Origin of the sequence: Amycolatopsis sp. QT-25 (genome assembly GCF_029369745.1) — a bacterium.
Classification (GTDB): domain Bacteria; phylum Actinomycetota; class Actinomycetes; order Mycobacteriales; family Pseudonocardiaceae; genus Amycolatopsis.
This window is the reverse complement of record NZ_CP120210.1, coordinates 5,894,112-5,916,871: the sequence shown is the minus strand read 5'-3', so window position 1 is coordinate 5,916,871 and position 22,760 is coordinate 5,894,112. Positions and strand designations below refer to the sequence as shown.

The 22,760-nt window shown below is 69.5% G+C and carries 24 protein-coding genes and 1 pseudogene; 12 read left to right on the top strand and 13 right to left on the bottom strand.

Annotated features, from left to right (window positions below; all coding sequences use genetic code 11):
* Nucleotides 1-307: 307 nt before the first annotated feature.
* From P3102_RS27450 to P3102_RS27430, 5 genes and pseudogenes are all read right to left on the bottom strand, one after another.
* A pseudogene (locus tag P3102_RS27450) lies at nt 308-529 on the bottom strand (hypothetical protein); the annotation flags it as partial.
* A gap of 75 nt (nt 530-604) precedes the next feature.
* On the bottom strand, nt 605-1,114 hold the full coding sequence (locus tag P3102_RS27445) for a GNAT family N-acetyltransferase (protein ID WP_276362916.1): 510 nt from the start codon (nt 1,112-1,114) through the stop codon (nt 605-607).
* 349 nt (nt 1,115-1,463) lie between these two features.
* Nucleotides 1,464-2,078 carry a DsbA family protein gene (locus P3102_RS27440; RefSeq protein WP_276362914.1) on the bottom strand — a complete coding sequence of 205 codons (615 nt, stop codon included), beginning with the start codon at nt 2,076-2,078 and terminating at the stop codon, nt 1,464-1,466.
* Between the two features lie 36 nt (nt 2,079-2,114).
* Nucleotides 2,115-2,597 carry a MarR family winged helix-turn-helix transcriptional regulator gene (locus tag P3102_RS27435; RefSeq protein WP_276362913.1) on the bottom strand — a complete coding sequence of 161 codons (483 nt, stop codon included), beginning with the start codon at nt 2,595-2,597 and terminating at the stop codon, nt 2,115-2,117.
* 1 nt (nt 2,598) lies between these two features.
* A complete protein-coding gene (locus tag P3102_RS27430) occupies nt 2,599-4,020 on the bottom strand; it encodes a PucR family transcriptional regulator (RefSeq protein ID WP_276362911.1) in 1,422 nt (473 codons plus the stop codon).
* Nucleotides 4,021-4,156: 136 nt separating this feature from the next.
* On the opposite strand from P3102_RS27430, the gene P3102_RS27425 reads away from it, so the two are divergent.
* The 7 genes from P3102_RS27425 (at nt 4,157) to P3102_RS27395 (ending at nt 11,570) form a co-directional block, all read left to right on the top strand.
* Nucleotides 4,157-5,026: a xanthine dehydrogenase family protein subunit M gene (locus tag P3102_RS27425; protein ID WP_276362909.1), complete on the top strand. Its 870-nt coding sequence runs from the start codon at nt 4,157-4,159 to the stop codon at nt 5,024-5,026.
* Nucleotides 5,017-5,487, top strand: coding sequence for a (2Fe-2S)-binding protein (locus P3102_RS27420; RefSeq protein WP_276362907.1), 471 nt, complete (start codon nt 5,017-5,019; stop codon nt 5,485-5,487). The genes P3102_RS27425 and P3102_RS27420 overlap by 10 nt, the downstream gene beginning before the upstream one ends.
* Entirely contained in the window at nt 5,484-6,833 is a 1,350-nt protein-coding gene (locus P3102_RS27415; RefSeq protein ID WP_276362906.1) for an 8-oxoguanine deaminase, read from the top strand. The genes P3102_RS27420 and P3102_RS27415 overlap by 4 nt, the downstream gene beginning before the upstream one ends.
* Nucleotides 6,830-9,115 (top strand): xanthine dehydrogenase subunit D, encoded by a 2,286-nt coding sequence (pucD, locus tag P3102_RS27410; protein WP_276362904.1) that lies wholly within the window; start codon nt 6,830-6,832, stop codon nt 9,113-9,115. Before P3102_RS27415 ends, pucD begins: the two co-directional genes overlap by 4 nt.
* 32 nt (nt 9,116-9,147) lie before the next feature.
* Nucleotides 9,148-9,642, top strand: a complete 495-nt coding sequence (locus tag P3102_RS27405) for a nucleoside deaminase (protein ID WP_276362903.1) — start codon at nt 9,148-9,150, stop codon at nt 9,640-9,642.
* A 90-nt stretch (nt 9,643-9,732) separates the two neighbouring features.
* Nucleotides 9,733-11,175, top strand: a complete 1,443-nt coding sequence (locus P3102_RS27400) for an NCS2 family permease (RefSeq protein WP_276362901.1) — start codon at nt 9,733-9,735, stop codon at nt 11,173-11,175.
* A complete protein-coding gene (locus tag P3102_RS27395; RefSeq protein WP_276362900.1) occupies nt 11,166-11,570 on the top strand; it encodes a gamma-glutamylcyclotransferase in 405 nt (134 codons plus the stop codon). Before P3102_RS27400 ends, P3102_RS27395 begins: the two co-directional genes overlap by 10 nt.
* Nucleotides 11,571-11,586: 16 nt before the next feature.
* Here the strand turns inward: P3102_RS27395 and P3102_RS27390 are convergent, their stop codons facing one another.
* Nucleotides 11,587-12,138 carry a TetR/AcrR family transcriptional regulator gene (locus P3102_RS27390; protein ID WP_276371370.1) on the bottom strand — a complete coding sequence of 184 codons (552 nt, stop codon included), beginning with the start codon at nt 12,136-12,138 and terminating at the stop codon, nt 11,587-11,589.
* Nucleotides 12,139-12,218: 80 nt separating this feature from the next.
* Between P3102_RS27390 and P3102_RS27385 the strand changes: the two genes are divergently transcribed.
* A complete protein-coding gene (locus P3102_RS27385; RefSeq protein WP_276362898.1) occupies nt 12,219-12,359 on the top strand; it encodes a hypothetical protein in 141 nt (46 codons plus the stop codon).
* A 42-nt stretch (nt 12,360-12,401) separates the two neighbouring features.
* Nucleotides 12,402-13,907: an alpha/beta hydrolase gene (locus P3102_RS27380; protein WP_276362897.1), complete on the top strand. Its 1,506-nt coding sequence runs from the start codon at nt 12,402-12,404 to the stop codon at nt 13,905-13,907.
* Here P3102_RS27380 and pucL read toward each other — a convergent pair.
* From pucL to P3102_RS27360, 4 genes are all read right to left on the bottom strand, one after another.
* Nucleotides 13,904-14,782, bottom strand: a complete 879-nt coding sequence (gene pucL, locus P3102_RS27375; RefSeq protein WP_276362895.1) for a factor-independent urate hydroxylase — start codon at nt 14,780-14,782, stop codon at nt 13,904-13,906. The two genes, P3102_RS27380 and pucL, sit on opposite strands and share 4 nt — an antisense overlap.
* 6 nt (nt 14,783-14,788) lie before the next feature.
* Nucleotides 14,789-15,106 carry a hydroxyisourate hydrolase gene (uraH, locus tag P3102_RS27370; protein WP_276362893.1) on the bottom strand — a complete coding sequence of 106 codons (318 nt, stop codon included), beginning with the start codon at nt 15,104-15,106 and terminating at the stop codon, nt 14,789-14,791.
* Nucleotides 15,103-15,594, bottom strand: a complete 492-nt coding sequence (uraD, locus tag P3102_RS27365) for a 2-oxo-4-hydroxy-4-carboxy-5-ureidoimidazoline decarboxylase (protein ID WP_276362892.1) — start codon at nt 15,592-15,594, stop codon at nt 15,103-15,105. The genes uraH and uraD overlap by 4 nt, the downstream gene beginning before the upstream one ends.
* Before the next feature lie 72 nt (nt 15,595-15,666).
* Complete coding sequence (locus P3102_RS27360; RefSeq protein WP_276362890.1) at nt 15,667-16,146, bottom strand: helix-turn-helix domain-containing protein; 480 nt, start codon at nt 16,144-16,146, stop codon at nt 15,667-15,669.
* Between the two features lie 104 nt (nt 16,147-16,250).
* Here P3102_RS27360 and allB point away from each other — a divergent pair, with 104 nt between their 5' ends.
* Nucleotides 16,251-17,597, top strand: coding sequence for an allantoinase AllB (gene allB / locus P3102_RS27355; RefSeq protein ID WP_276362889.1), 1,347 nt, complete (start codon nt 16,251-16,253; stop codon nt 17,595-17,597).
* Nucleotides 17,582-18,598, top strand: a complete 1,017-nt coding sequence (alc, locus tag P3102_RS27350) for an allantoicase (RefSeq protein ID WP_276362887.1) — start codon at nt 17,582-17,584, stop codon at nt 18,596-18,598. Before allB ends, alc begins: the two co-directional genes overlap by 16 nt.
* Before the next feature lie 9 nt (nt 18,599-18,607).
* Here alc and P3102_RS27345 read toward each other — a convergent pair whose 3' ends face one another.
* Nucleotides 18,608-18,784 (bottom strand): hypothetical protein, encoded by a 177-nt coding sequence (locus P3102_RS27345; protein WP_276362886.1) that lies wholly within the window; start codon nt 18,782-18,784, stop codon nt 18,608-18,610.
* 107 nt (nt 18,785-18,891) lie between these two features.
* Between P3102_RS27345 and P3102_RS27340 the strand changes: the two genes are divergently transcribed.
* Nucleotides 18,892-21,009 carry an RICIN domain-containing protein gene (locus tag P3102_RS27340; RefSeq protein WP_276362884.1) on the top strand — a complete coding sequence of 706 codons (2,118 nt, stop codon included), beginning with the start codon at nt 18,892-18,894 and terminating at the stop codon, nt 21,007-21,009.
* A 175-nt stretch (nt 21,010-21,184) separates the two neighbouring features.
* Here P3102_RS27340 and P3102_RS27335 read toward each other — a convergent pair whose 3' ends face one another.
* Both P3102_RS27335 and P3102_RS27330 read right to left on the bottom strand, forming a co-directional pair.
* The gene (locus tag P3102_RS27335; protein WP_276362883.1) at nt 21,185-21,799 is read right to left on the bottom strand and encodes a (2Fe-2S)-binding protein; all 615 of its coding nucleotides are present in this window, start codon (nt 21,797-21,799) and stop codon (nt 21,185-21,187) included.
* The gene (locus tag P3102_RS27330) at nt 21,799-22,659 is read right to left on the bottom strand and encodes a putative RNA methyltransferase (protein WP_276362881.1); all 861 of its coding nucleotides are present in this window, start codon (nt 22,657-22,659) and stop codon (nt 21,799-21,801) included. Before P3102_RS27330 ends, P3102_RS27335 begins: the two co-directional genes overlap by 1 nt.
* Nucleotides 22,660-22,760: the final 101 nt, after the last annotated feature.

Genomic DNA, 22,760 nt, shown 5'->3' with positions numbered 1-22,760 from the left:
TCTCTGGAGGCGGGACCGGGTGGGTGACCCGAAATCGACGCTGTCGGACGTGACCGGTGTGGTCACCTGGGTGGGGCGTTTGCGGGCACGGTTCGGGTTGTCGTTCCGTGAAGGACTCCTTGAGGGACCAAGGGGTTCTCCACGAAACTTGAACGTCCCCACGACTCAGTGGCGCCTTCAAACATCATGGGGCGCGATGAGGACTCTGCCCTCGGCTCAGCCGAGAACCTCGACCTTCACGCCCTCTGCGAGGTACATGAAGGCCCCCTTCCTTGCGTCTAGCGCAAGGAAGGGGGCCTTCATGTACTCAGGCGCGGCAAGGTCCCGCCGGGCATGGCGAGGGGCCCGTCGCCGGGTGTGGCGGGCGGGTTCCTCGGGGTCGGTCGTGGTAGCGGGTGTTGCGGCGGGGTTTGCGGAGTGGATCTCGGTATTGGGGTGGGATGAACTCTGGTAGCCCGTCGGCGGCCATGTGGACTTGCCAGTCGCCGTGGTGGATCAACCGGTGATGAAAACCGCACAGTAGTACGAGTGCAGTGACGTACGAGCGTAAGCGAGACAGTGGAGTAGGGCTCGTTCATGCGGCTCGCGTATCACCGCTGCGCAATTAGTCACCTAATTGCGGAAGAGGTCGAGCGACCGGTTTCACGTAACGCCGGCAGGGTACCGAAATAGGCCCGTCCGGGCCGGGTACCCGGTTTTCGAACGCGCCTTCATCGACCCATCCGCATCGCTCGTAAAACCGCCGCGCCCGTGCGTTCCCCGGCGCCACCGCGAGCCAGGCGTGTGCCTGCCCGTTCGCGCTCACCAGCCGTTCGGCTTCCGCGAGCAGTGTGCCGGCCACTCCGCTCCCGCGATGGTCCGAGGAAACGTAGACCTGTTCGACCTCGTCGCCGACGACCATCACGAAACCCGCCACCTCGCCGTCCACCAAAGCGACGGTCGTGTCACCGACGCGTTGAGCGGCCCGTTCCCAGAACGACTCACGGGTGCGGATGCGGACGAGTTCGTCGGGCACGTTGCCGAGGTGGCCGTCCTGCCAGCCGCGGTGCCAGATTTTCGCGACGGTGTCGGCGTCAGCGGGTGTCGCCCCTCGGAGCGCGACAGAGGTGGGCATGGTCCCGAATTCAAGCAGGGGAGTCGGGTTCATGGCAGGAACGACGGCGGAGTATCGCTGGAGTGCTGTGTCGCGGCTACGTCGCGTGACCGGAATCGGGCAGTAGCGGCTCATGGACCCCAGCTACGGCCTCGACCCCTTGGCTCCGGACGCGCCGTCGTCGGCCCCGTTGCTTCTGCTGGAGGTGGACCTGGCCCGCTGCCCCCGTTGGAGGAATATCAGCGGAACGTCACCGCCCTCCTGGTCCTGACCGGGCACGCCGGCCAGCAGGCCGGCCTGGCGGAGCGGGCGGCTGACCAGATCGCCCCGCGTGATCCTCGCGCCGGACAGGCCGAAAGCCAGGCAGCGTCTAGGAAACCAGCGCGCCGATCCGCCGCTCCACCTCGTCCGCGCTCGCGTTTCCGGCGACCAGCGTCACGATCCGTTCCCCTTCCCCGGTGGGCAAGGCGGCGAGCAGAGTCGGGTATCCGGTGACGCCCAGTTCTCGCGCCCGCCGGAAGTCGGCCGTCGGGGAGACCCGGTCCAGCGCGGCCTCGACGGCGTCCCCGTCCAGGCCCGCCCGCCGCGCGACCACGCGGTAGGTCGAGACCTCGGACAGGCTCAGGCCGTCGAGGTAGAAGGCCTCCTGCAGCAAGGCCGCGAGCCGCACCGCGCGGGCCGGCGCGACCTCCCGCAGTGCCGCCATCCCGCGGGCGGCAGCCTCGGAGTCCATGACGAAGTCGCCGTTCGCGATGAGCCGTTCGTAGCTTTCCCCGAACGGCGCGCCGGTCCGGCGGGTGATCTCGGCGTTGGCTTCTCGGACGTGGCCGAACTGCCGGATCGGGACGCGGCGCTCGCCGAGGAACAGGCCACCGGACACCACCTCGACCGGCAGGTCCGGATGCCGGTGCGCGACGTCGGCCAGGGTCCTGGCGAAGCCGTAGCACCAGCCGCAGTACGCGTCGAAGACATGGATGAGCCTCATGCCGAGTTCCAACGATGCCTGACCAGTCAGGTATTCCTAGCGGAGTTTGGGGAGTGCGTCCCGTGCCGAATGGCTCAGCGTCCGCAGGTCTTGGGTGAACTGGTCGCGATGATCGGCGGGCAGCGGGTCGAGAAACTGCCGCTGGATGTTCTCCACGTGCACCCGTGCGGCCCGCACGGTGGTCTCCTCGCCCTTGCCCGTCAGCCGGACGAGTTGCACGCGGCGGTCTTCGGGATCGTTGGCGCGCACGACCAGGCCGAGTGCCGTCATCCGGTCGACCAGCCGGGTCGCGCCGCCGGTGGTCAGCACCTGCTCCTGCGCGATCGCGCGCATGCTCATCCCGGCCTCACCCGACCTGCCGACGATCAGCAGGACTTCGAACATCAGGTGCGAGATCCCGCATTCGGCCTCCAGTGCCCGGCCGAGCAGGTATTCGAGCCGGTTCGCCGCGCCCATCATCCGCCCGAAGGCGACGACGCGGGGGTCGTAGGCGGCTTCCTTCGCCGTGGTGATGCCCATTTCAGCTCCCTGCCGACAAGGCCAAATAGACGTCGAGCTGTTCGGTGAACTCGGTCAGGTCGGTGCCGAGCAGTTCGCTCGCCCGGCCGATCCGGTACCGCAAGGTGTTGACGTGGACGTGCAGCGCCCGCGCGGCCCGTGTCGGGGAACCGGAGCATTCGAGGAAGACGCGCAGGGTGTGCACCAGATCGGTGCCCTGTTCGGCGTCGTAACTCAGCAGGGGGCCCAGCACCCGTCGCCGCAACGCCGCCCGGAAGTCGTCGGGAGCGCCCGCCAGCAGCAGCCGGTGCATGCCGATCTCGCCACCGGGGACGACTTCGATCGTGCCGGGGCGGTTCGCCGCGACGGCCAGCGCGTGGCGTGCCACTTCCTTCGCGCCCCGCAGGACGGAGACCGGGGAACGGTCGCTGATGCCGATCAGCACCCGGCGGCACGGCAGCAGTGATGCCACCTCTTCGAGGGTGGCGGTCACCGTCGCGGGCCAGTCCTCCGGCCATTCGCCGTCGTCCTCGACCACGGCCCAGGTCGTTTCCCCCGCGGCCCCGACGAGGGCACCCGCCGGCAGTAGTTCGGTCAGGATCCCGCGTGCGGCTTCGGATCCCTCGGTACGTGCGACGACGACGCGCAGATCGCCGCGCAGACCGGTCGCCGTCAGCGCCGCGTGCGGATCGCTTCCCTCGTCCAGTGCGGCGAGCAACGGTTCGAGTACCCGGTCGGTGACCGCGCGGACCTCGTCCGCCCGCGTGCGCGCGAGCCCGATCAGCCCGGCGAGTTCTTCGGCGATCTCCGCCTGGGCGGCGGTCGGCGCGCCGCCGATCGCGAGCAGCCACGGCACCGCGTGCCTGCCGCCGATCGGCCGCACGGTGACGTCGTCCGCCTCCAGGGAGCGTCCGCCCGCGGCGACGAACCGTCGCGCCAGCTCCGACGGCGTCCCGGCGGGCACCACCCAGCAGGGGAGGCCGATCTCCGCGCGTGCCCGTTCCAGCAGGGTTTCCACCGACGCGTCTTCCGTCGCGGCTGAAAGCAAACGCTTGCGCGCACCTTCCGCGGCCGCGGCCAACGCCAGCACCACCCGTTCGGTGACGACGGAGAAGGACAGGTCCGCCGGCACCTCCAGCAACGGAATCCCGTGCCGTGTACAGGCTTGGACGAGGTCTTCGGGAATCCCGTCGGAATCCGCTCCGGACGCCGCGAGCGCCGCCGCCCCGGCCTTCGCCAGCGCGGCGACGAAAGCCTCGGAATCACCGGGCCCGCGCCACCACAGCAATCCGCTCAGGACGAACTCACCCGCCGACACGTACCGCCCGGGATCGGGCAGTTCCGTGACGTAGATCCGGGACACCGGGCGGTCGAGCAGAGCCGCCCCGGCACGGACGCGCAAGCGCAGGCCGGGGAGCGCGAGCAGAGTCTTCACGGTCGTCATCAAGTTTGTAGGAAAGCACAAAACGACCCGGTCGTGCAGGGGAGATTTCATGCTTCGGCACCGTTGCCGCCGTATGGGCGCAGGGCGTCTACTGAGGCAGCCGTCACAGAACACCGCCGAACCGAGGAGCCCGAGAGTGGATTTCCTGCGCCCCAGCTCGCTGACCGAGGCGCTCGCCGTCAAGGCCGAGCGGCCCGACGCGGTGCCCATCGCGGGCGGTACGGACGTCATGGTGGAGCTCAACTTCGACCGTCGCCGCCCGGGGGCGCTGCTCGATCTCAACCGCGTCACCGAACTCGCCGAGTGGACCGAAACCGACGGCAGGATCCGCCTCGGCGCCTCGGTGCCCTACGCCCGGGTGATCGCTGAGCTGGGTGAAGTTGTGCCCGCGTTGGCCATGGCCTCGCGCACCGTCGGCTCACCGCAGATCCGCAACCGCGGCACCGTCGGCGGCAACCTGGGCGCCGCCTCGCCCGCCGGCGACACCCATCCCGTGCTGCTCGCGCTCGGTGCCGAGGTCGAGGCCGCGTCGGTGCGCGGCACGCGCAGGATCCCGGTCGAGGAGTTCTACCTCGGTGTCAAACGCAACGCCCTCGAACCCGACGAGCTGATCACCGCGGTCCATCTGCCCGCCGAAGCCGGCCCACAGCAGTTCGCGAAGGTCGGGACGCGCAACGCGATGGTGATCGCGGTCTGCTCGTTCGCGCTGGCCCTGCACCTCGACTCCCGGGGGATCCGCGCCGCCGTCGGTTCGGCGGCGCCGACCCCGCGCCGCGCGACCGCCGCCGAAGAGTTCCTCGGCGACGAACTTCCCTGGTCCACCAAGGCTTCGATCGCGGATTCCGTCAAACGCCGGTTCGGTGAGCTGGTCTCCGAGGCGGCGTCACCGATCGACGACGTCCGCGGCAGCGCCGACTACCGCAGGCACGCGCTGTCCGTCCTGGCGCGGCGGACGCTGACCTGGGCGTGGAACGACTTCCGGAAGGGTGAACGCGAGTGCGCGTGAACGTGACGATCAACGGTGAGTCCCGCCAGGCCGACGACGTCTGGGAGGGCGAGAGCCTGCTTTACGTGCTCCGCGAACGGCTGGGGCTCCCGGGCTCCAAGAACGCCTGTGAACAGGGCGAATGCGGTTCCTGCACGGTGTACCTCGACGACGTCCCGGTGTGTTCGTGCCTGGTCGCGGCCGGTCAGGTCGAGGGCCGCGAGGTCCGCACGGTCGAAGGGCTAGCCGACGGCGATCGGCTGGACCGCGTCCAGCAGTCCTTCGTGGACGCGGGGGCCGTCCAATGCGGTTTCTGCACTCCCGGCCTCGTGGTGGCCGCGCACGATCTGCTCGACCGCGTCGAAAACCCCGCCGACGAGGAGATTCGTGAGGCGCTGGCGGGGAACCTCTGCCGGTGCACCGGCTACGAGAAGATCCTCGACGCCGTCCGGTTGGCCGCCACCAGGGGAGAGACCACGTGAAGACCGTCATCGAGAACGCCGCGATCGCCACGGTCGACGGAGCGGGTACCGAGCACGCTTCGGGCCACGTCGTCCTCGAGAACGACCGCATCGCGGCGGTCGGCGCGGGGAAGGCACCCGACGGCGACTACGACGAACGCGTCGACGGCTCCGGCTGCCTGGTCACGCCCGGTCTGATCAACACCCATCACCACCTCTACCAATGGGCCACGCGCGGCCTCGCCGCCGATCAACCCCTCTTCGAGTGGCTGGTCGCGCTGTACCCGATCTGGGGCAGGCTCGACGCCGAGATCACGCACGCCGCCGCCACGGCGGGTCTCACGCGGCTCGCGACCACCGGCTGCACCACCGTCGCCGACCACCACTACGTCTTCCCGCGTGACGGCGGGGACCAGGTCGAAGCCCTTGCGGCCGCCCGCATCCGCGTCGGGGTGCGGCTGCACGTCGTGCGCGGTTCGATGGACCGGGGCGAGTCCCAGGGCGGGCTCCCGCCGGACAACCTCGTCGAGGAGACGGAGGCCGCGCTGCTCGGCACCGAAGCCGCGATCGACCGGTTCCACGACGGCTCCCCCGGCGCGCATCTGCAGATCGCGGCCGGTCCGTGCTCACCGTTCTCGGTGAGCGAGCGGCTGATGACCGGTGCGGCGGAACTGGCGCGCCGCAAGGGGGTCCGGCTGCACACGCACCTCGCCGAGACGGTCGACGAGGAAAAGCAATGCCTCGCCGAAGCCGGCTGCACGCCCGCGGAGTACGCCGACGAACTCGGCTGGCTCGCCGACGACGTCTGGCTCGCGCACTCGATTCACCTCGCCCCGGAGGCGATCCGGCGCCTGGGCGCCACCGGCACCGGCGCGGCGCACTGCCCGACGTCGAACGGGCGGCTCGGGGCCGGGATCGCCCCGGTCCGGCAGCTGCTGGACGCCGGTGTCCCGGTCGGGCTGGGCGTCGACGGTGCCGCGTCCAACGAATCCGGTGGCCTCGGCGAGGAACTGCACCAGGCGCTGTTGCAGGCACGCCAGCGCGGGGGACCACGCGCGCTGACCACGCGCGAGGCGCTGTGGATGGGCACGATGGGCGGCGCGCGCTGCCTGGGCCGCCAGAAGGACCTGGGCTCGATCGAGGTCGGCAAGCTCGCCGACCTCGCGGTCTGGGATCTGAACGGCTTGAACCACGCCGGGATCACCGATCCGGTGGCGGCTCTGGTGCTCGGCGCCACCCCGCCGGTCGAGCGGCTGTACGTCGGCGGCGCGACCGTGGTGACCGGTGGGTCGCCGCGCGAAGAATCCGAAGACGAGATCGCCCGCGAGCTGGCCGTGGCCAGTGCCCGGCTGAGGGAGACGCTTTGACCTCCATCGAGACTGCCAAGCGGACCGGCACCACCAACGGCGTCGGCACGAGCCCTCGGCGGCCCGACGGCACGGTCAAGGTCCGCGGTGAATTCGCCTACTCCTCGGACCTGTGGCACGAGGACATGCTGTGGGGCGCGACCCTGCGCAGCCCGCATCCGTACGCCCGGATCACCGGGGTCGACATCACCGAAGCGCTTGCCGTGCAAGGGGTCTACGCGGTGCTGACCCACCAAGACGTGCCAGGGGTGAACAAGTACGGCCTGGAGCACTCCGACCAGCCGGTGCTCGCCGTCAACGTCGTGCGCTATCAGGGCGAGCCCGTCGCGCTCGTCGCCGCGGACCACCCCGAAACCGCGCGCCGGGCGATGAAGCGGATCAAGGTCTCCTACGAGGTCCTCGAGCCGGTGACGGATTCCGAGAAGGCCGCCGCCGGCGAAGGCGCCGAGCTGCACCCCGGCGGGAACGTCGTGCGCCACGTGAAGATCCGGCACGGCGACCAGCCGGTGAGGGCCGAGGTCGTGGTGTCCGGGATCTACGAGGTCGGCATGCAGGACCAGGCCTTCCTCGGACCCGAGTCCGGCATGGCGATCCCGGACACCGAAGGCGGTGTCGACCTGTACGTGGCCACGCAGTGGCTTCACGTCGACCAGCAGCAGATCGTCGCGGCGCTGGGATTGCCCAAGGACAAGGTGCGGCTGACGCTCGGCGGCGTCGGCGGCGCGTTCGGTGGCCGCGAAGACCTCTCGATCCAGGTCCACGCGTGTCTGCTGGCGCTGCACACCGGCAAGCCGGTCAAGATGGTGTACAACCGCGAGGAATCCTTCTACGGCCACGTGCACCGCCATCCGGCGAAGATGTACTACGAGCACGGCGCGGACAAGGACGGCCGCCTCGTCTATGTGAAGGCGAAACTGTACCTGGACGGCGGCGCGTACGCTTCGTCCACCGGCGCGGTGGTGGCGAACGCCGCCACCCTCGGCGTCGGTCCGTACAAGGTGGACAGCGCGTCGGTGGATTGCTGGGGGGTGTACACCAACAATCCGCCCTGCGGCGCGATGCGGGGTTTCGGCGCGGTGCAAGCGGGTTTCGCCTACGAGTCCCAGATGGACAAGCTCGCCGAAGCCTGCGGTCTCGACCCCGTCGACATCCGGATCCGCAACGCGATGGCCGAAGGCAGCGTCATGCCGACGGGGCAGATCGTCGACTCGGCGGCTCCGGTCGCCGAACTGCTGGAACGCCTGCGTGCCAAGCCCTTGCCGGCCGAGCACGAAGAACTCGACCTGCGCCGCATGCCCGGCGGCGTTTCCAACACCACGCACGGCGAGGGGGTCGTCCGCGGGGTCGGTTACGCGGTCGGCATCAAGAACATCTGCTTCTCCGAGGGCTTCGACGACTACTCGACGGCCCGCGTGCGGCTGCAACTCGTCGGCGGTGAACCCGCGGCGACCGTGCACACCGCGGCCTGCGAGGTCGGCCAGGGGCTGGTCACGATCATGCAGCAGATCGTGCGGACCGAACTCGGCATCGAGCAGGTGACGATCCTGCCGATGGACACGAACATCGGCAACGGCGGTTCGACGTCGGCCTCCCGGCAGAGTTACGTCACCGGCGGCGCCGTCCAGGCCGCGTGCGTCGCGGTGCGATCCGGGCTGCACGAGCATCTCGCGGGCAGGCTCGACGCGAACGGGAGGCTGACCGTCGTCGGGAACAAGGTCGTCTCGGCCGACGGCAGGGTGCTCGCGGACCTCGCCGACGTCCTCGGCGACGAGGTCTTCGACGAGACCGTGGAATGGCGCCACCGTCCGACGGTGCCCATCGATCCCGAGACCGGGCAGGGGAACGCGCACGTCCAGTACGGTTTCGCGGCCCACCGCGCGGTCGTGGACGTCGACACCGAACTCGGGCTGATCAAGGTCGTCGCGCTCGACTGCGCGCAGGACGTCGGCAAAGCGCTCAACCCGCAGGCGGTGCTCGGCCAGATCCAGGGCGGCTCCGCGCAGGGCCTCGGGCTCGCGGTGATGGAGGAGATCCAGACCGAGGGCGGGAAGATCCGCAATCCGTCGTTCACCGACTACCTGATCCCGACCGTGCTGGACATGCCGCCGATGGACATCGACGTCCTGGAACGGCCCGACCCCCACGCGCCGTATGGTCTGCGCGGGGTCGGTGAACCGCCGACGATCTCGTCCACCCCGGCGATCGTCGCGGCCATCCGCGCGGCCACCGGGCTGGCGCTGCCCCGCGTCCCGGTGCGCCCGGAACACCTCACCGGCACCTGACATCCGTCCTTTTTCGAGCTAGGAGCACATCCGTGGGTACCCGTCTGTCCCTTTCGGAGTCCGACGAGCGGAAATGGCTCACCGAAGCCGTCCAGCTGGCCACCACGAACGTCGACCGCGGCGGTGGCCCGTTCGGCGCGATGATCGTCCGGGACGGTTCGGTGCTGGCCACCGGCACCAACCAGGTGACGCCGGCGCTCGACCCGACGGCGCACGCCGAGGTGGTCGCGATCCGCGCGGCCTGCCAGGCGATCGGCGACCACGAACTCGACGGCTGTGTCCTCGTGACCTCCTGCGAGCCCTGCCCGCTCTGCCTTTCCGCCGCGCTCTGGGCGCGTGTCGGCAAGGTCGTCTACGCCGCGGACCGCCACGACGCGGCCGAGGCGGGCTTCGACGACCGCGAGTTCTACGACCTCTTTTCCCGCCCGCGCGAGACCTGGTCGCTACCCGTCGGCCAACTGTCCCTTTCGGACTCCTTCGCGCCTTTCCAGGCATGGCTGTCGAAACCCGACAAGAAGGCCTACTGATCCAGGTGAACCCGCGACGGCGGCCCACCTCTGCTCCGCCGACCGTCGGTTCACCAGTCTCTTCCCGCCCCACAACGTTGTGGAGTAGGCATGACCCAATCAGACACAGAGCGTCCCCCGCTGCCCTCGCCCGGGCCGGGGCGGCTGTCCGGGCTCGACCGCTGGTTCAAGATCTCCCACCGCGGCAGCACGATCGGCCGCGAGGTACGCGGCGGGATCACCACCTTCGTCGCGATGTGCTACATCGTGTTGCTCAACCCGCTCATCCTCGGCGCCTCGGCCGACATCACCGGCGCCCGGCTGAGCACCGAGGCGATCACCACCGCGACCGCGCTGGCGGCGGGGGTCACCACGATCCTGATGGGGCTCGTCGGCAACGCGCCGCTGGCGCTCGCGGCGGGCCTCGGTGTCAACGGTGTCGTCGCCTTCCAGATGGCGCCGGCCATGACGTGGGCGCAGGCCTTCGGGCTCGTCGTCCTCGAGGGCTTCTGCATCGTGCTGATGGCCGTTTCCGGGATCCGGGAACGGATCATCAACGCGATCCCGATGGCGCTCAAGGTCGCGATCACCGTCGGCATCGGGCTCTACATCGCGCTGGTCGGCCTGGTCAGTGCCGGCTTCGTGACCAGGACACCGGACGCCGCCCAGTCGACGGTGCCGGTGCGCATGGGGATCGCCGGTCATCTCGAAGGCTGGCCGATCGCGATCTTCTGCCTGGGGCTGCTCTTGATGATCGTGCTGGTGAGTCGCGGGGTGCCGGGCGCGGTGCTGATCAGCATCGCGGTCGCGACCGGGCTGGCGGTGCTGGTCGACAGCGTGTTTCACGTCGAAGGCTGGGGGCTCGTCGAACCCGAGGTGCCCGATCAGGTCGTGGCGCATCCCGATTTCAGTCTGCTGGGGGACATCGATCTCTTCGGCGGGTTCGGGTCGGCAGGAGCGGTCACGGCGGCGGTGTTCCTGTTCACGCTGGTGCTTTCGGGGTTCTTCGACGCGATGGGCACGATCACGTCCGTCTCGGAGGAGGCGGGACTGGTCAAGGACGGCAAGGTCGAGGGGATGGGCCGCATCCTGCTGGTCGACGGCGCGGGCGCGCTCGCGGGCGGGGTCACCGGATCGGCGCCGAACACCGTGTTCCTCGAATCGGCCGCCGGAGTCGGCGAAGGCGCGCGGACCGGGCTGGCGAGCATCGTCACCGGCGGGCTGTTCACCGCCACGCTGTTCCTGACGCCGATCGCGGCCGTCGTCCCGGCGCAGGCCGCGGCGCCCGCGCTGGTGGTCATCGGCGGCATGATGATGGCGCAATGCGCACGGATTCCGTGGCGGGACCTGGATTTCGCGATCCCGGTGTTCCTGACCATCGCGTTGATCCCGTTCACCTACTCGATCACCAACGGGATCGGCGCCGGACTGGTCGCGTACGTGCTGATCAAGATCTGCACGGGCAAGATCCGCGAGATCGGCTGGATCCTCGGGATCCTGGCCGCGGTGTTCGGGGTGTACTTCGGGATCGAAGGGATCATGTCGTGGTTCTGATGTTCCTCAACGGCGGTGGGATGCGCGGCGGACCGCTGCACGAACAGTTGCAGGGCGCGCCGTTGTGCTGTGTGGTCCGATCCGCGCCCCTGTACCACTACTTCTCCGTGGGCGACCGGTTCCCGGCGATGTACGAAGGCGGTTCCGCCACCGTGGTGGGCGAGGTCTACGACCTGCCGCTTTCGGTGTTGCGAGACCACCTGGTCCCCGCCGAGCCACCGGAACTGGAACTCGGCGTCGTCGAACTGGAAGACGGCGCGGCCTGCCTCGCGACCGTCCTCCGCCCGTCCTTTGTGGACTCCGCCGAGCTGACGGACATCTCCGCGATAGGGGACTGGCGGGCGTATCTCGCGTCCCGTCGGCGACATCAGCCAGTTCACCCTCCGAGCACCTGAGTTCGCAGTCGGTGCTTCACGCGTCGGGGAGCAGTGTGCGCGCCAAGGCGACGGACGACAGCGCCGCGACCTCGAGTGCTTCGGTGTCGCGCAGCGATCGGCTCAGCACGAACGCGCCTTCGAGGCTGTTCACCAAGGCGATCGTGAGCTGCCGGGCGGCGGCGGGTCCGAGGCCGTACTTGCCCAATCGCGCGGTCCCGGTCTCGATCCACGCCGTGAACACGTCGGCCGTCGCGATCCGCAGCTTCTCGTTGGTGCCGGCGACCTCCAGCGCGACCGTCGCGATGGGGCACGCGTCGGCGTAGTCGGTCGCTTTCAGCGTCTCGGCCGCGCTGGCGAAACACGCTTCGATACCGTGGACGAGGTCCGGTTCGTCGGCGAAGAAGATCTCGAACAGCGCGAGATACGTCATCCCCGAGGTGCGGATGACCTCCTCGCCGAGCTGCTCTTTGCCGCCGGGGAAGAAGTGGTAGAGCGAGCCGAAGGGTGCTTTCGCGGCTTCGACGATCTGCTTCACCCCCGTGCCGGTGTACCCGTTCCGGCGAAGCAGCTCGGCGCCGGCGTTCACGATGCGTTCCCGCGTTCCAGTCACGGAGCCATGATAGAGCGTTCTATCCAATTCCGGGGACGTCAGCCGGGCTGACGCTGGTGACCATCGGCCTCGGCGGTGACGACCACGGCGTTCTCGGGATGGCGGGAGTCGTGCCTCGGTCCAAGTCGTCCCTCGATCCTTGGTTCACCTTCCGGCGCTACCTGCGGTCGATGTTCGCCGGGTGTGCCCGGCCCTAGCGTCGTGAGCCGTTGCAAAACCGAGGAAGAAGGGGGAAGAAGATGAAGCGGACATTGGCTTTCGGGATGCTCCCGGTGATCGTGGGCGGGCTGCTCGCCGGAGCCACACCGGCTTCGGCGGGCGTCCCGGCCCACTACACCGACCAGAAGCTGGCGTGGCATCCCTGCGCCGAGGAGGAGCTGATCTCGTTGCCGCCGGGCACCGACATCGGCGGACTCGACTGCGCGACCTACCGCACGCCTCGCGACTGGGACCGTCCGCACGAGCGGCAGGAGCTGACCATCGCGGTCAGCAGGCTGAAGGCGACCGGAGCGTCGACGGCCTCGCTGCTCACCAATCCCGGCGGACCGGGTGGCGCCGGCCGTTGGCAGCCGACGATGTTCCGCGGGCAGGAAAAGCTGCGCGAACACCAGGACATCATCGGTATCGACGTGCGCGGGACCGGGAAGAGCACCAACGTCACCTGCCGGGGCGCCGTCGACGTCATCCGGCAACTGGATCCCCGTGACCGCGACCCGCGTAATCTGGACCAGATCCTGGCGAACGCCGAGTACGCGGCCAAGTCCTGCCGGCACGCCGGCGGTGAGTTCGGGCCCCTGATCACCACCTACCAGACGATCAGGGACTTCGACCTGCTCCGGGCGCTGCTCGGCCGGGAGAAGATCAACTGGGTGGGCTATTCGGGCGGTACCTGGCTGGGGGCGCACTACGCGCAGCAGTTCCCTCAGCGGACCGGGCGGTTCGTGCTGGACTCGTCGACGGAGTTCACCACGGACTGGCAGCGGACCTTCGACCACCAGCCGGTCGGCTTCGAGCGGCGCTGGCGGCAGGATTTCCTGCCCTGGATGGCGCGCTACGACGCCAAGTATCACTTCGGCACCAGCGGCGAAGAGGTCCGGCGGACCTACGAACGGGTCCGCTACGCCTTGTCCCGCGACCCGATGGACGGGAACGGGCCGATGGAACTCGACACCGCCATCATCTACCTGCTCTACAAGAAGGCCACCTTCCCGGCGCTGGCCGACCTGCTGGTCAAGGTCCGGAACGCGATGGAGAACCCGCGGGCGAAGGCCGAGGCCAAGGCCGCCGTCGAGGCCGCCGGTGACTTCTCCGACGCGCAGGACGCCACCTTCTGGAACACCGTCTGTGGTGAAGGGAAGTTCACCGGCACCCGCGCGTCGCGGATCCGCGAGGCACAGCGGAACCTCGACCGCGGTCTGCTCCTGGCCGGTGGTGGCGTGCTGAACGCTTCGGTCTGCCTGTTCTGGGACAAGGAGCCGCGCCCGCTGCCGAAGCTGGACGGCAAGGGGGTGCCGCCGGTGCTGATCGTCCACTCGGAACACGACCCGGCCACCACGATCGAAGGGGCCAGGCGGGCACACGCGAAGTTCGCGAACTCGCGGATGCTGACCGTGACCGGTGAAGGCGACCACGGGCTCTACGCCGACGGGAACCCCAAGGTGGACGAGATCGTGAACGCGTACCTGGTCGACGGGGTCGTCCCCGCCGACCAGAGCGTCCCCGGGATGCCGTTGCCCGTGCCCTAGAAAGCGGCGAGGGTGTGCCAGGCCAGCCCCGGGTCTTCGGCGTCGTCGCGGAGGACCACACCCTCGATGAGACCGTACGGACGGTCGGCGGCGTAGAAGACCTCGTTGTCGTTCTTCAGGCCGAACGGTGACAAATCCACCAGGAAGTGGTGCTTGTTCGGCAGGGAAAGCCGGACTTCGGCGACCTCGTCGCGCTCCTCGAGCACAGCCTCTCCCATCGCGTACAGCGTCTGCTGCAGGGAGAGGCTGTGCTTGTCCGCGAAGGTCTCCAGCAGGATCCGCCGCACTTCGGCGTGGCTGGTGGCCCAGTCGATCCCCTCACCCCGGTAGCGCCAGCGGGCGGTCACGGCGGTGGCGAGAATCCGGTCGTTCGTCTCGGCCAGCGTCGTGTACTCGTCGCGGGGGAAGCCGTGGAACTCCGAGCCGGTCGACTTGAGCACCACGAGATCGTCCAACCCGGACACCACCCAGGCCTGGTCTCCTTGCACGGTCACCGCGGTCGTGCGCTTTTCGCTGCCCGCACGGGAGAACGCGTGGTCGTGGCCGGAGATGCGGTTCCACCCGTGTTCGTCGACGAGGATCCGGGCACCGGTGATGTGCTCGAACGAACCGACGAAATGCCGCCCGAGCCGCAGCGCGAAGTCCTCGATCTCACCGACGGGGGCCTCCTTGGCGAAGGCGTACACGGTGTTCTTCTGGGTGTCGGTCGCGACGACGTCGGTGTTGTCGCCGGTGAGGTGCGTGGCCGCGAGGTCGCCACGCAGCGACGTCGAAACGGTGAGGTCCTTGAGGTGGTGGACGGTGCCTTCGCGCCGGACGGTGACGAGCCGGACTTCGGCCTTGCCGTACTGGTTGGGGCCCAGGGTGACGGCCACGGGCGATCAGCTCCCTCGATAGGTGGAATAGGCGAACGGGCTCAGCAGCAGCGGCACGTGGTGGTGCTCGGTCCCGTCGGCGATGCGGAAGGTCAGGGTGACTTCGGGGAAGAAGGAGTCCGGGCCGAGGTGGGCGCCGGTGTCGAAGACCAGCCGGTAGACCCCGGGGCCCAGGGTGTCCGGGCCGAGGTCGCGGATCCGGCCGTCGGCGTCGGTCCGGCCTTCGGCGACGGGTGCGCCCGCGCCGGTTTCGAGGCGGACTCCCACGCCCGCCGCGGGGCGTCCCGCGGCGGTGTCGAGGACGTGCGTGGTCACGAGGCTCATGCCGTCACCGTCTTTTCCAGCCGCAGCGCGGCGATCCCGGCCAGCTCCCGGCCGGCCACTTCGAGTTCCTCTTCGGGGTCGTTCGAGAGCCTCGAACGCAGGTTCTCCAGTAGTTCGGCGCCGCTCCGGCCGCTCGCGCGGACCAGGAAGACATGCCCGAACGTCGCCTCGTACTCGGCGTTGGCGGCGGCGAATTCGCGCGCCGCGTCACCGTCCACACCGGACTGTTCCGAGCGTGACCAGCCCGCTTCGGTGCTCTCACCCCCCGCTTTCTCCCCGATCCGGGGGTGGGCGGACATGGCGCGCCGGACCTCTTCGGGACGCAACGGGGTGAGCGCCTCGGCGGTGGCGAGCAAGGCGGCGACGTCGGCGTACGGGCGCCTGGTCAGCAGGGTTTCCACCCAGCGCGGGACGTCGAGGCAGGCGGTCAGCGCCGGCCGGACGTCCTGAGCGGGAGCCTCGTTGAACTCTCGAATGGTGAGCGGCACGGGAACCGACGGTACGGCGACGCTTCCGTCGTCGTCAACATTTTGTTGAAACAGCCATGCTTGGGGAATGTTTCAGCAGTCTTGGTCGCGGTTGAGGTAGTTGTAGACCGTGAACCTCGTGACCCCCAGCGCCTCGGCGACGGTCGACACCGATTTGCGGAGGCCGAACGCGCCGCGTTCCTTGAGCAGTCGCACCGCGCGCTGCTTGGCGGCGCGGTCGAGGGTGTGGAGTCTGCCGCCGAGTTCGCGTTCGACGTCGCCGATGAGCCGGGACAGCGCGCTGTGCAGTTCGGCGGCCGGCTCGGTCCGGTCGTCGCCGACCTGGCGGAGCTGGAGGGTCACGCGGGTCGCGCCGCCGTCCAGTGCCGCCCTGGCGATGGCGGGGAGCGCGTCGAGCAGGGCGTCGGCGTCGCCGCGGACGAGGGTGCCGAGCGGGCCGAAGTCGGTGGACAGGCCCGCGTCCTCCGCGGTGTCGCGGGCTTTGACGGCATGCGCGGGTGGCGGGCCCTCGCCGTGGAACGGTTCGCTGGTGAATTCGGCTTCCAACTGCACTCAAGGAAGGTAGCGCCGCCAGGGCTCGTTGACGAGCGGGGTGGCCGAAGTTAATGTCGGAGTGCGAAACCTCGATTCCACTGAGTGGAAGTTGGAGGCTCTAGATGGACTTGGTGATCAGGGCCGCGCGAGCGGTGACGGCTGCCGGGGAAGTGCCCGCGACCGTCGGTGTCGACGAGGGCCGCGTCGTCGCGGTGGAGCCCGCCGGAGCCGCCCTGGACGGCGACCGGGTGCTCGAACTCGGCGAGGACGTCGTCCTGCTGCCGGGTCTCGTGGACACCCATGTGCACGTCAACGATCCGGGCCGGACCGAATGGGAGGGTTTCGCCTCGGCGACGCGCGCGGCGGCGGCCGGCGGGGTGACCACGATCGTGGACATGCCGTTGAACAGCCTGCCGCCGACGGTCGACGTCGCGGCGCTGGAGGTGAAGCGCAAGACCGCCGAGGGGCGGGTGCACGTCGACGTCGGGTTCTGGGGTGGGGCGATTCCCGGCAACCTCGCGGAGCTGCGCGGGCTGCACGAGGCCGGGGTGTTCGGTTTCAAGTCCTTCCTGCTGCATTCCGGTGTCGACGAGTTCCCGCCGCTGGACGCGCGAGGACTCGAAGAGGCGATGACCGAACTGCGGACCTTCGACGGCATGATCATCGTGCACGCGGAGGACTCCGACGCGATCGAGCACGCGCCCGACCCGCACGGCGAGAAGTACGGCGACTTCCTGCGCTCGCGTCCACGCGGTGCGGAGAACGTGGCGATCGCGCAGGTCATCGAGCTGGCGAGGAAGACCGGTGTGCGCGCGCACATCCTGCACCTGTCCTCTTCGGACGCGCTGCCGATGGTCGAGAGCGCGCGGCGCGACGGCGTCCGGCTGACCGCCGAGACCTGCCCGCACTACCTGAGTTTCACCGCGGAGGAGATCGGCGACGGCGCCACGCAGTTCAAGTGCTGCCCGCCGATCCGCGAGGCCGAGAACCGTGAACTGCTGTGGCAGGGCCTCGCCGACGGCGTCATCGACTGCGTGGTGACCGACCATTCGCCGTGCACCCCGGAGCTGAAACGCTTCGACAGCGGCGATTTCGGACTCGCCTGGGGTGGGATCGCCGGTCTGCAACTCGGTCTGCCCGCCGTCTGGACCCAGGCGCGGCAGCGTGGATTCGCCCTCACCGACGTCGTCCGCTGGATGGCCGGGCATCCGGCCGCGCAGGCGGGCCTGCGCCGCAAAGGTCACCTCGCTCCGGGCTATGACGCCGATTTCAGCGTGTTCGCCCCCGACGAGGCCTTCGTCGTCGACGTCGCGAAGTTGAAGCACCGCAACCCGGTCAGCGCCTACCACGGACGGCCGCTCGCCGGTGTCGTCCGGAGCACCTGGCTGCGCGGTGAGGAGATCACCGGCGAAGACCCGGCAGGCGTTCTGCTGACCCGGGGAGAGGAGCTGAGATGGAGGATGCCGTGACGGACCGTCCTGAGTGGACAGCCCGGCCCGATCTGGCCTCGCGCAGGTTCGGCGGGACCGTGATGTGGGCGACGGACGAGTTGTTCGCCGAGAAGGAGAACCTGGTCAACCCCTGGGTACCCGTGCACCGGACGGAGACCTTCGGGCCCAAGGGGCAGGTCTACGACGGCTGGGAGACCCGGCGGCACCGCGAGCCCGGCGACGACCAGGCCGTCGTCCGGCTCGGCCTGGCGGGAGCGATCGCCGGCGTCATCGTGGACACCGCGTTCTTCAAGGGCAACTACCCGCCGTTCGTCTCGGTGGAGGCGTGCGCCGTCGACGGCTATCCCAGCGCCGCCGAACTGTCCGGAATGGACTGGGACGTGCTGGTGAACCGCGGCGCGGCGGCGGGGCACACGGAGAACTTCTTCGAGATCGGCGGGAGCAAGCGCTACACGCACGTCCGGCTGACCATGCACCCGGACGGTGGCGTGGCCCGGCTGCGCGTGCACGGCACGCCGATCCCGGACCCTCGCCTGCTCGATCGCGGTGCCCTCGACCTCGCCGCGCTGGAGAACGGCGCGGTGGTCACCGGATGCAGCGACATGTTCTATTCCTCGCCCGGCAACCTCTTCTCGCCAGGGCTCGCCGCGCATCAGGCCGAAGGCTGGGAGACCGCGCGGCGCCGGGACGACGGGAACGACTGGGTCACGGTGCGGCTCGCCGGCGCGGGTGTCGTCCGGTTCGCCGAACTGGACAACAGCAACCTCAAGGGCAACGCGCCGGGTTGGGCGGCGCTGCGCGGCCGGGACGGTGACGGCGCATGGACCGAGCTGCTGCCGAAGACGCGTCTGCAACCGGACACCCGGCACCGGTTCGCGCTCGACCCGGGGCCCGAGGTGACCGAGGTCCGGCTCGACATCTACCCCGACGGCGGGATGGCGCGCCTGCGTCTCTTCGGCGCGCTGACCGATCGAGGCCACGCTGACCTTGCGTCGCGCTTCGAGGCCGCGCGTTCTTGAAACGCGGGGTCAGGAGCGCGCGCCGGGCCGGTTCAGATACGCGGAGAACAGTGAGAGGACGATCCCGGCCGAGAAGATCGCGGTGAGCCACACCGCGCCGCCGATGGACAGGTTCCACACCAGGGCACCCGCCATGAGCAGTGCCATGACGATGTTCCTGATCTGCAGCGGCGTCGGTTTGGCCATACCGCCACCTTCTCACGCGGCCGGATTTTTTCGAGCGGCGGGCAACCCTCGTGGTGTGACATGCGTAAGCCACATGTCAACTTCATCCACCAGCTGGGGAGACCGAAGTGCAAGCCGAAATTCGAAGAAATCCGCGGCGGGGCCTCGTGCTTCTCGCCGCTTGCCTGGCCGGGACCGCCGTGTTCACCGCCCCGGCGCAAGCGACGTCGCCCGAAACCGTGGCGCGTTCGCGGCACGAACCGGTCGAGATGCGCTCGGAACGCACCGAGAACTCGGTCACGTTCGCCAATCCCGACGGCTCCCGCACCACCCGGGTGCACGGAGGTCCGGTGCACGTCCGCCGGGGTGGCGACTGGGTGCCTGTCGACCTGACGCTGGAGAAGAGCGCGGACGGGCTCATCCGGCCGAAGGCGCATCCACGCGAACTCGTGCTGGCCGGCGCGAGCGCCGGGAGCGGGGATCTCGCCACCGTGCAGAGCCGGGACGGCAAGGTCGCCCTGCGGTACCCCGGCGCCCTGCCCGAACCGGTGCTGGCCGGCGAGACGGCCACCTATCCGGAGGTCCAGCCCGGCGTCGACCTGCGGGTCGAGGCCACGCGGACCGGCTTCGAACAGTTCTTCGTCGTCAAGCGCCGTCCCGATCGCGCGCTGAAGTTCACGCTCCCGCTGCGGGCCACCGGGCTCACGCCGCGTACCGACGCGGACGGGAACACCCAGCTGGTCACGGCGTCCGGCGCGGTGGTGGGCAGCGTGCCCGCCGCCGAGATGTGGGACTCGCGCATCGACCAGCGCAGCGGCGACCCCGTCGCGAAGGTGAAGGTCGGGAAAGTGGTGTCCGCCAAGGAACGCGGAACGCTCGGCCTGAACGTGGCGCCGGACGCGGGGTACTTCGCCGACCCGGCGCGGTCCTATCCGGTGATCGTCGATCCGGGTGTCTCGGTGTGGACGAACTTCGACACCTTCACGCAGTCGAACATCGCGGCCACCGACCAGTCCGGTGCCACCGAACTCCGCATCGGCACCTACGACGGGGGAGCCACGAAAGCCCGGTCGTATCTCCACTTCGACGTGGCGCGGTTCCGCGGCGCCGCGATCGAGTCGGCCACGTTGTCGTTGTGGGGCAACCATTCCTACTCCTGCTCACCGCGCAACTGGGAGATCTGGGACTCGTCGCCCGCCGACACGGGCACTCGCTGGGCGAACCAGCCGCCGCCCCGCACGCGATGGGCGACGACGAACGCGACCCGCGGCTACAGCGTGGCCTGTGCGGCCGACTGGGTCCGGACCCCGATCGGGAACCTGGTCGGTGCCTGGGCCGGTTCGGGGGTCACCACCGGATCGATGGTGCTGAAGGCGGAGAACGAGTCGGATTCCTTCGGCTGGAAGAAGTTCTCCTCCGGCGAGGGCGGCAAGTCACCGTACCTCGAGGTGACCTACCGGAACCAGCGGCCGAATCCCGCCGCCGGGCACGACATCTCGGACCGCGTCGACATCGGCGGCGTCACCCACACGAAATCCCTCACCCCGACGCTGCGCTTCACGCCGACGGACCCCGACGGCGGCAGCGTCACAGCGGTTTTCTACGTCTATGAAGGCGAAACGATGATCGGGGACTACTGGCAGTGGAACGTTCCCTCCGGTACCGCCGCGACCTGGACGGTGCCGCCGGGACTGTTGCGGGAAAACCACAGCTACCGGTTCCGGGCCACCACGTTCGACCCCGGTGAGGAGTTCGGCGACGACGCCTGGGTCTCCCTGCAGGCGGTGTCGAGCGGGCTCTACGCCGATGTCGCCGCGTGCGGCTGGAACAACGGGACCAAGGTGCAGCAGTGGCCGTCGAACGGCGCGGACTGCCAGAAGTTCTTCCCGTGGGGCACCGGTGACGGCTTCTACCAGTTCCGTGCCAAGCATTCCGGGCAGGTCTTGGACAACACCGGCTGCCATACGGCTGGCGGGAACCCGGTGACCACCTACGACCGGGTCGCGGGCGCGTGCCAGAAGTGGACGATCGAACCGCAGACGGTCGGCACGGGGGTGTACCGGTACGCCGTCCAGAACGCGGGCAAGCTGCTGGATCAGGGCTGCACCGCGGTCCAGGGAACACCGCTGTTCATCTGGGACCGGATCCCCGGTCGCGGCTGCCAGAACTGGCGGATGCCGGTCTCCCCGGCGAACGGGGTCACCGTGCAGTGGCTGCCGTTCACGGTGAGCACCGCGGCGGAGTGACGCCTCAGGGGGCGGACTGACGTCGGGAGCCGATCACGCCGGTGTCGAAACCACCTCACGATCGGCTCCCAAGGGCGTGTCCTGCCGATCGTTGATCCGTGAAGGCCTCCTTGAGGGACCCAGAGTCCCTCAAGGAGGCCTTCACGGACTTGCACCGGCAGGGGAAATCCAAGTGTCAGCCGAGAGTCCCGCGGAGGCGCCGGTCTCGTTCTTCCGGGGTCTGCCGGGGGCAACTGGTGCACTTCGGGTTGCCCGCCTCGTAGATCAGGCAGCAGGAAGCACGGCGCACCACGGTGTTCCGCCCGATCCGGGTGAATCGCGGCGCCGGCATGCCGAGTCCGATCGCGGCCACGAGCGGCGCCGCCAGCGCGACCGCCCGTCCGGTGTCGCCGGTCCACAGCAGGCGGTTGCCGATCGAATCCGTCGCGATCGCGCCCAGCGCGCGCGGATTCGCCCCGGTGACGGCCGAGATCGTGCCGATCGCCGTGCCCAGCGTTCCGGCGAACGCGGCGCCGAGTTCGGCGAGACCGCCGGGGAGGACCCGTGACGATCGAGCCCCGGTGAAGCGCCCGTCGGGGAGGAGATCGATGGTGACGGCGTCGAGCGAAGGATCCAGCGGCTCACCACGGACGAGCGATTCGAGGGAAGGGGCGACGAGGACCGAAGACAACGAGTACCACCAGATCGTGCCGAGCACCTCGGGCCGGGAGCAGCCGTAGAGCTTCGCCGCGCCACCGATGCGGGCGCGGACCCAGGCGGCGTCGGCGAGCAGCGTCGCGGATGCCTCCATCAGGACACCGGCCGGTACAGCGTGACGCCGAACGAGGTGGTGACCTCGACCGGCTCGCTGATCGCGTCGAGCCGTTCCCGGCGTCCGTCGCGGTGGAGGTGATACGCGCTCGGCCCCATCTCGACGACCTGGCGGATCCGCTCGGGCGACAAGGTCACCCGCTGGGTGACATCGTGCCGCTCCACCCGGGTGAAGTGCTCGCCGAGGGTGTCCTCCAGCCGCGCGTCCTTGCCGCTGTCGACGGAGAGCACCAGGTCGCCCAATTCCCCGAGGTGCCCGGGGTTCGGCGTCGCGACGACCAGCAGGCCGTCCGCGGTCAGGACGCGGTGGAACTGCGGAGCGTTGCGGGGCGCGAAGACGTTGAGGATCAGTGACGCGCTCGAATCCGCCACCGGCCAGGGCTCCCACAGGTTCCACACGGCCGCGCCCGCGCGCGTGTGCGCGCGGGCGGCCCGGCGCAGAGCGACGGCCGAGACGTCGAGCGCCAGTCCGTACGCGGCCGGGACGGCGTCGAGCACGTGCGCGAGGTAGTACCCCGTGCCCGCACCGGCGTCGATGACCAGCCCGCTCCCGACATGCCCCGAAGCCACCTTCGCGAGGGCGTCGGCGAGCGGCAGATAAGCACCTGAGGACAGGAGGTCGACGCGAGCCGCGACCATCGGCGCCGTGTCCGCGGTGCCGGCCGGGATGCGCGCGTGCAGAAGATTGACATAACCCTGCTTCGCTACGTCGAACGAGTGGCCTCTCCCGCAACGCACCGTGCGATCGGCTGCCCCGACCGGGTCACCGCAGACCGAACACCGCAACGACCGGACGATCTCCGGTGGCAACGGGTCATGGCCGGATACACGCGCGTTCATGGACATATTCGACCACGAGGTTTCGCGACCGGGCAGAACGCACCAGGTCCGGGGAAACCTGGACGTAACAACGCCGTACCGACAGTTCACGCGGGGGAAAC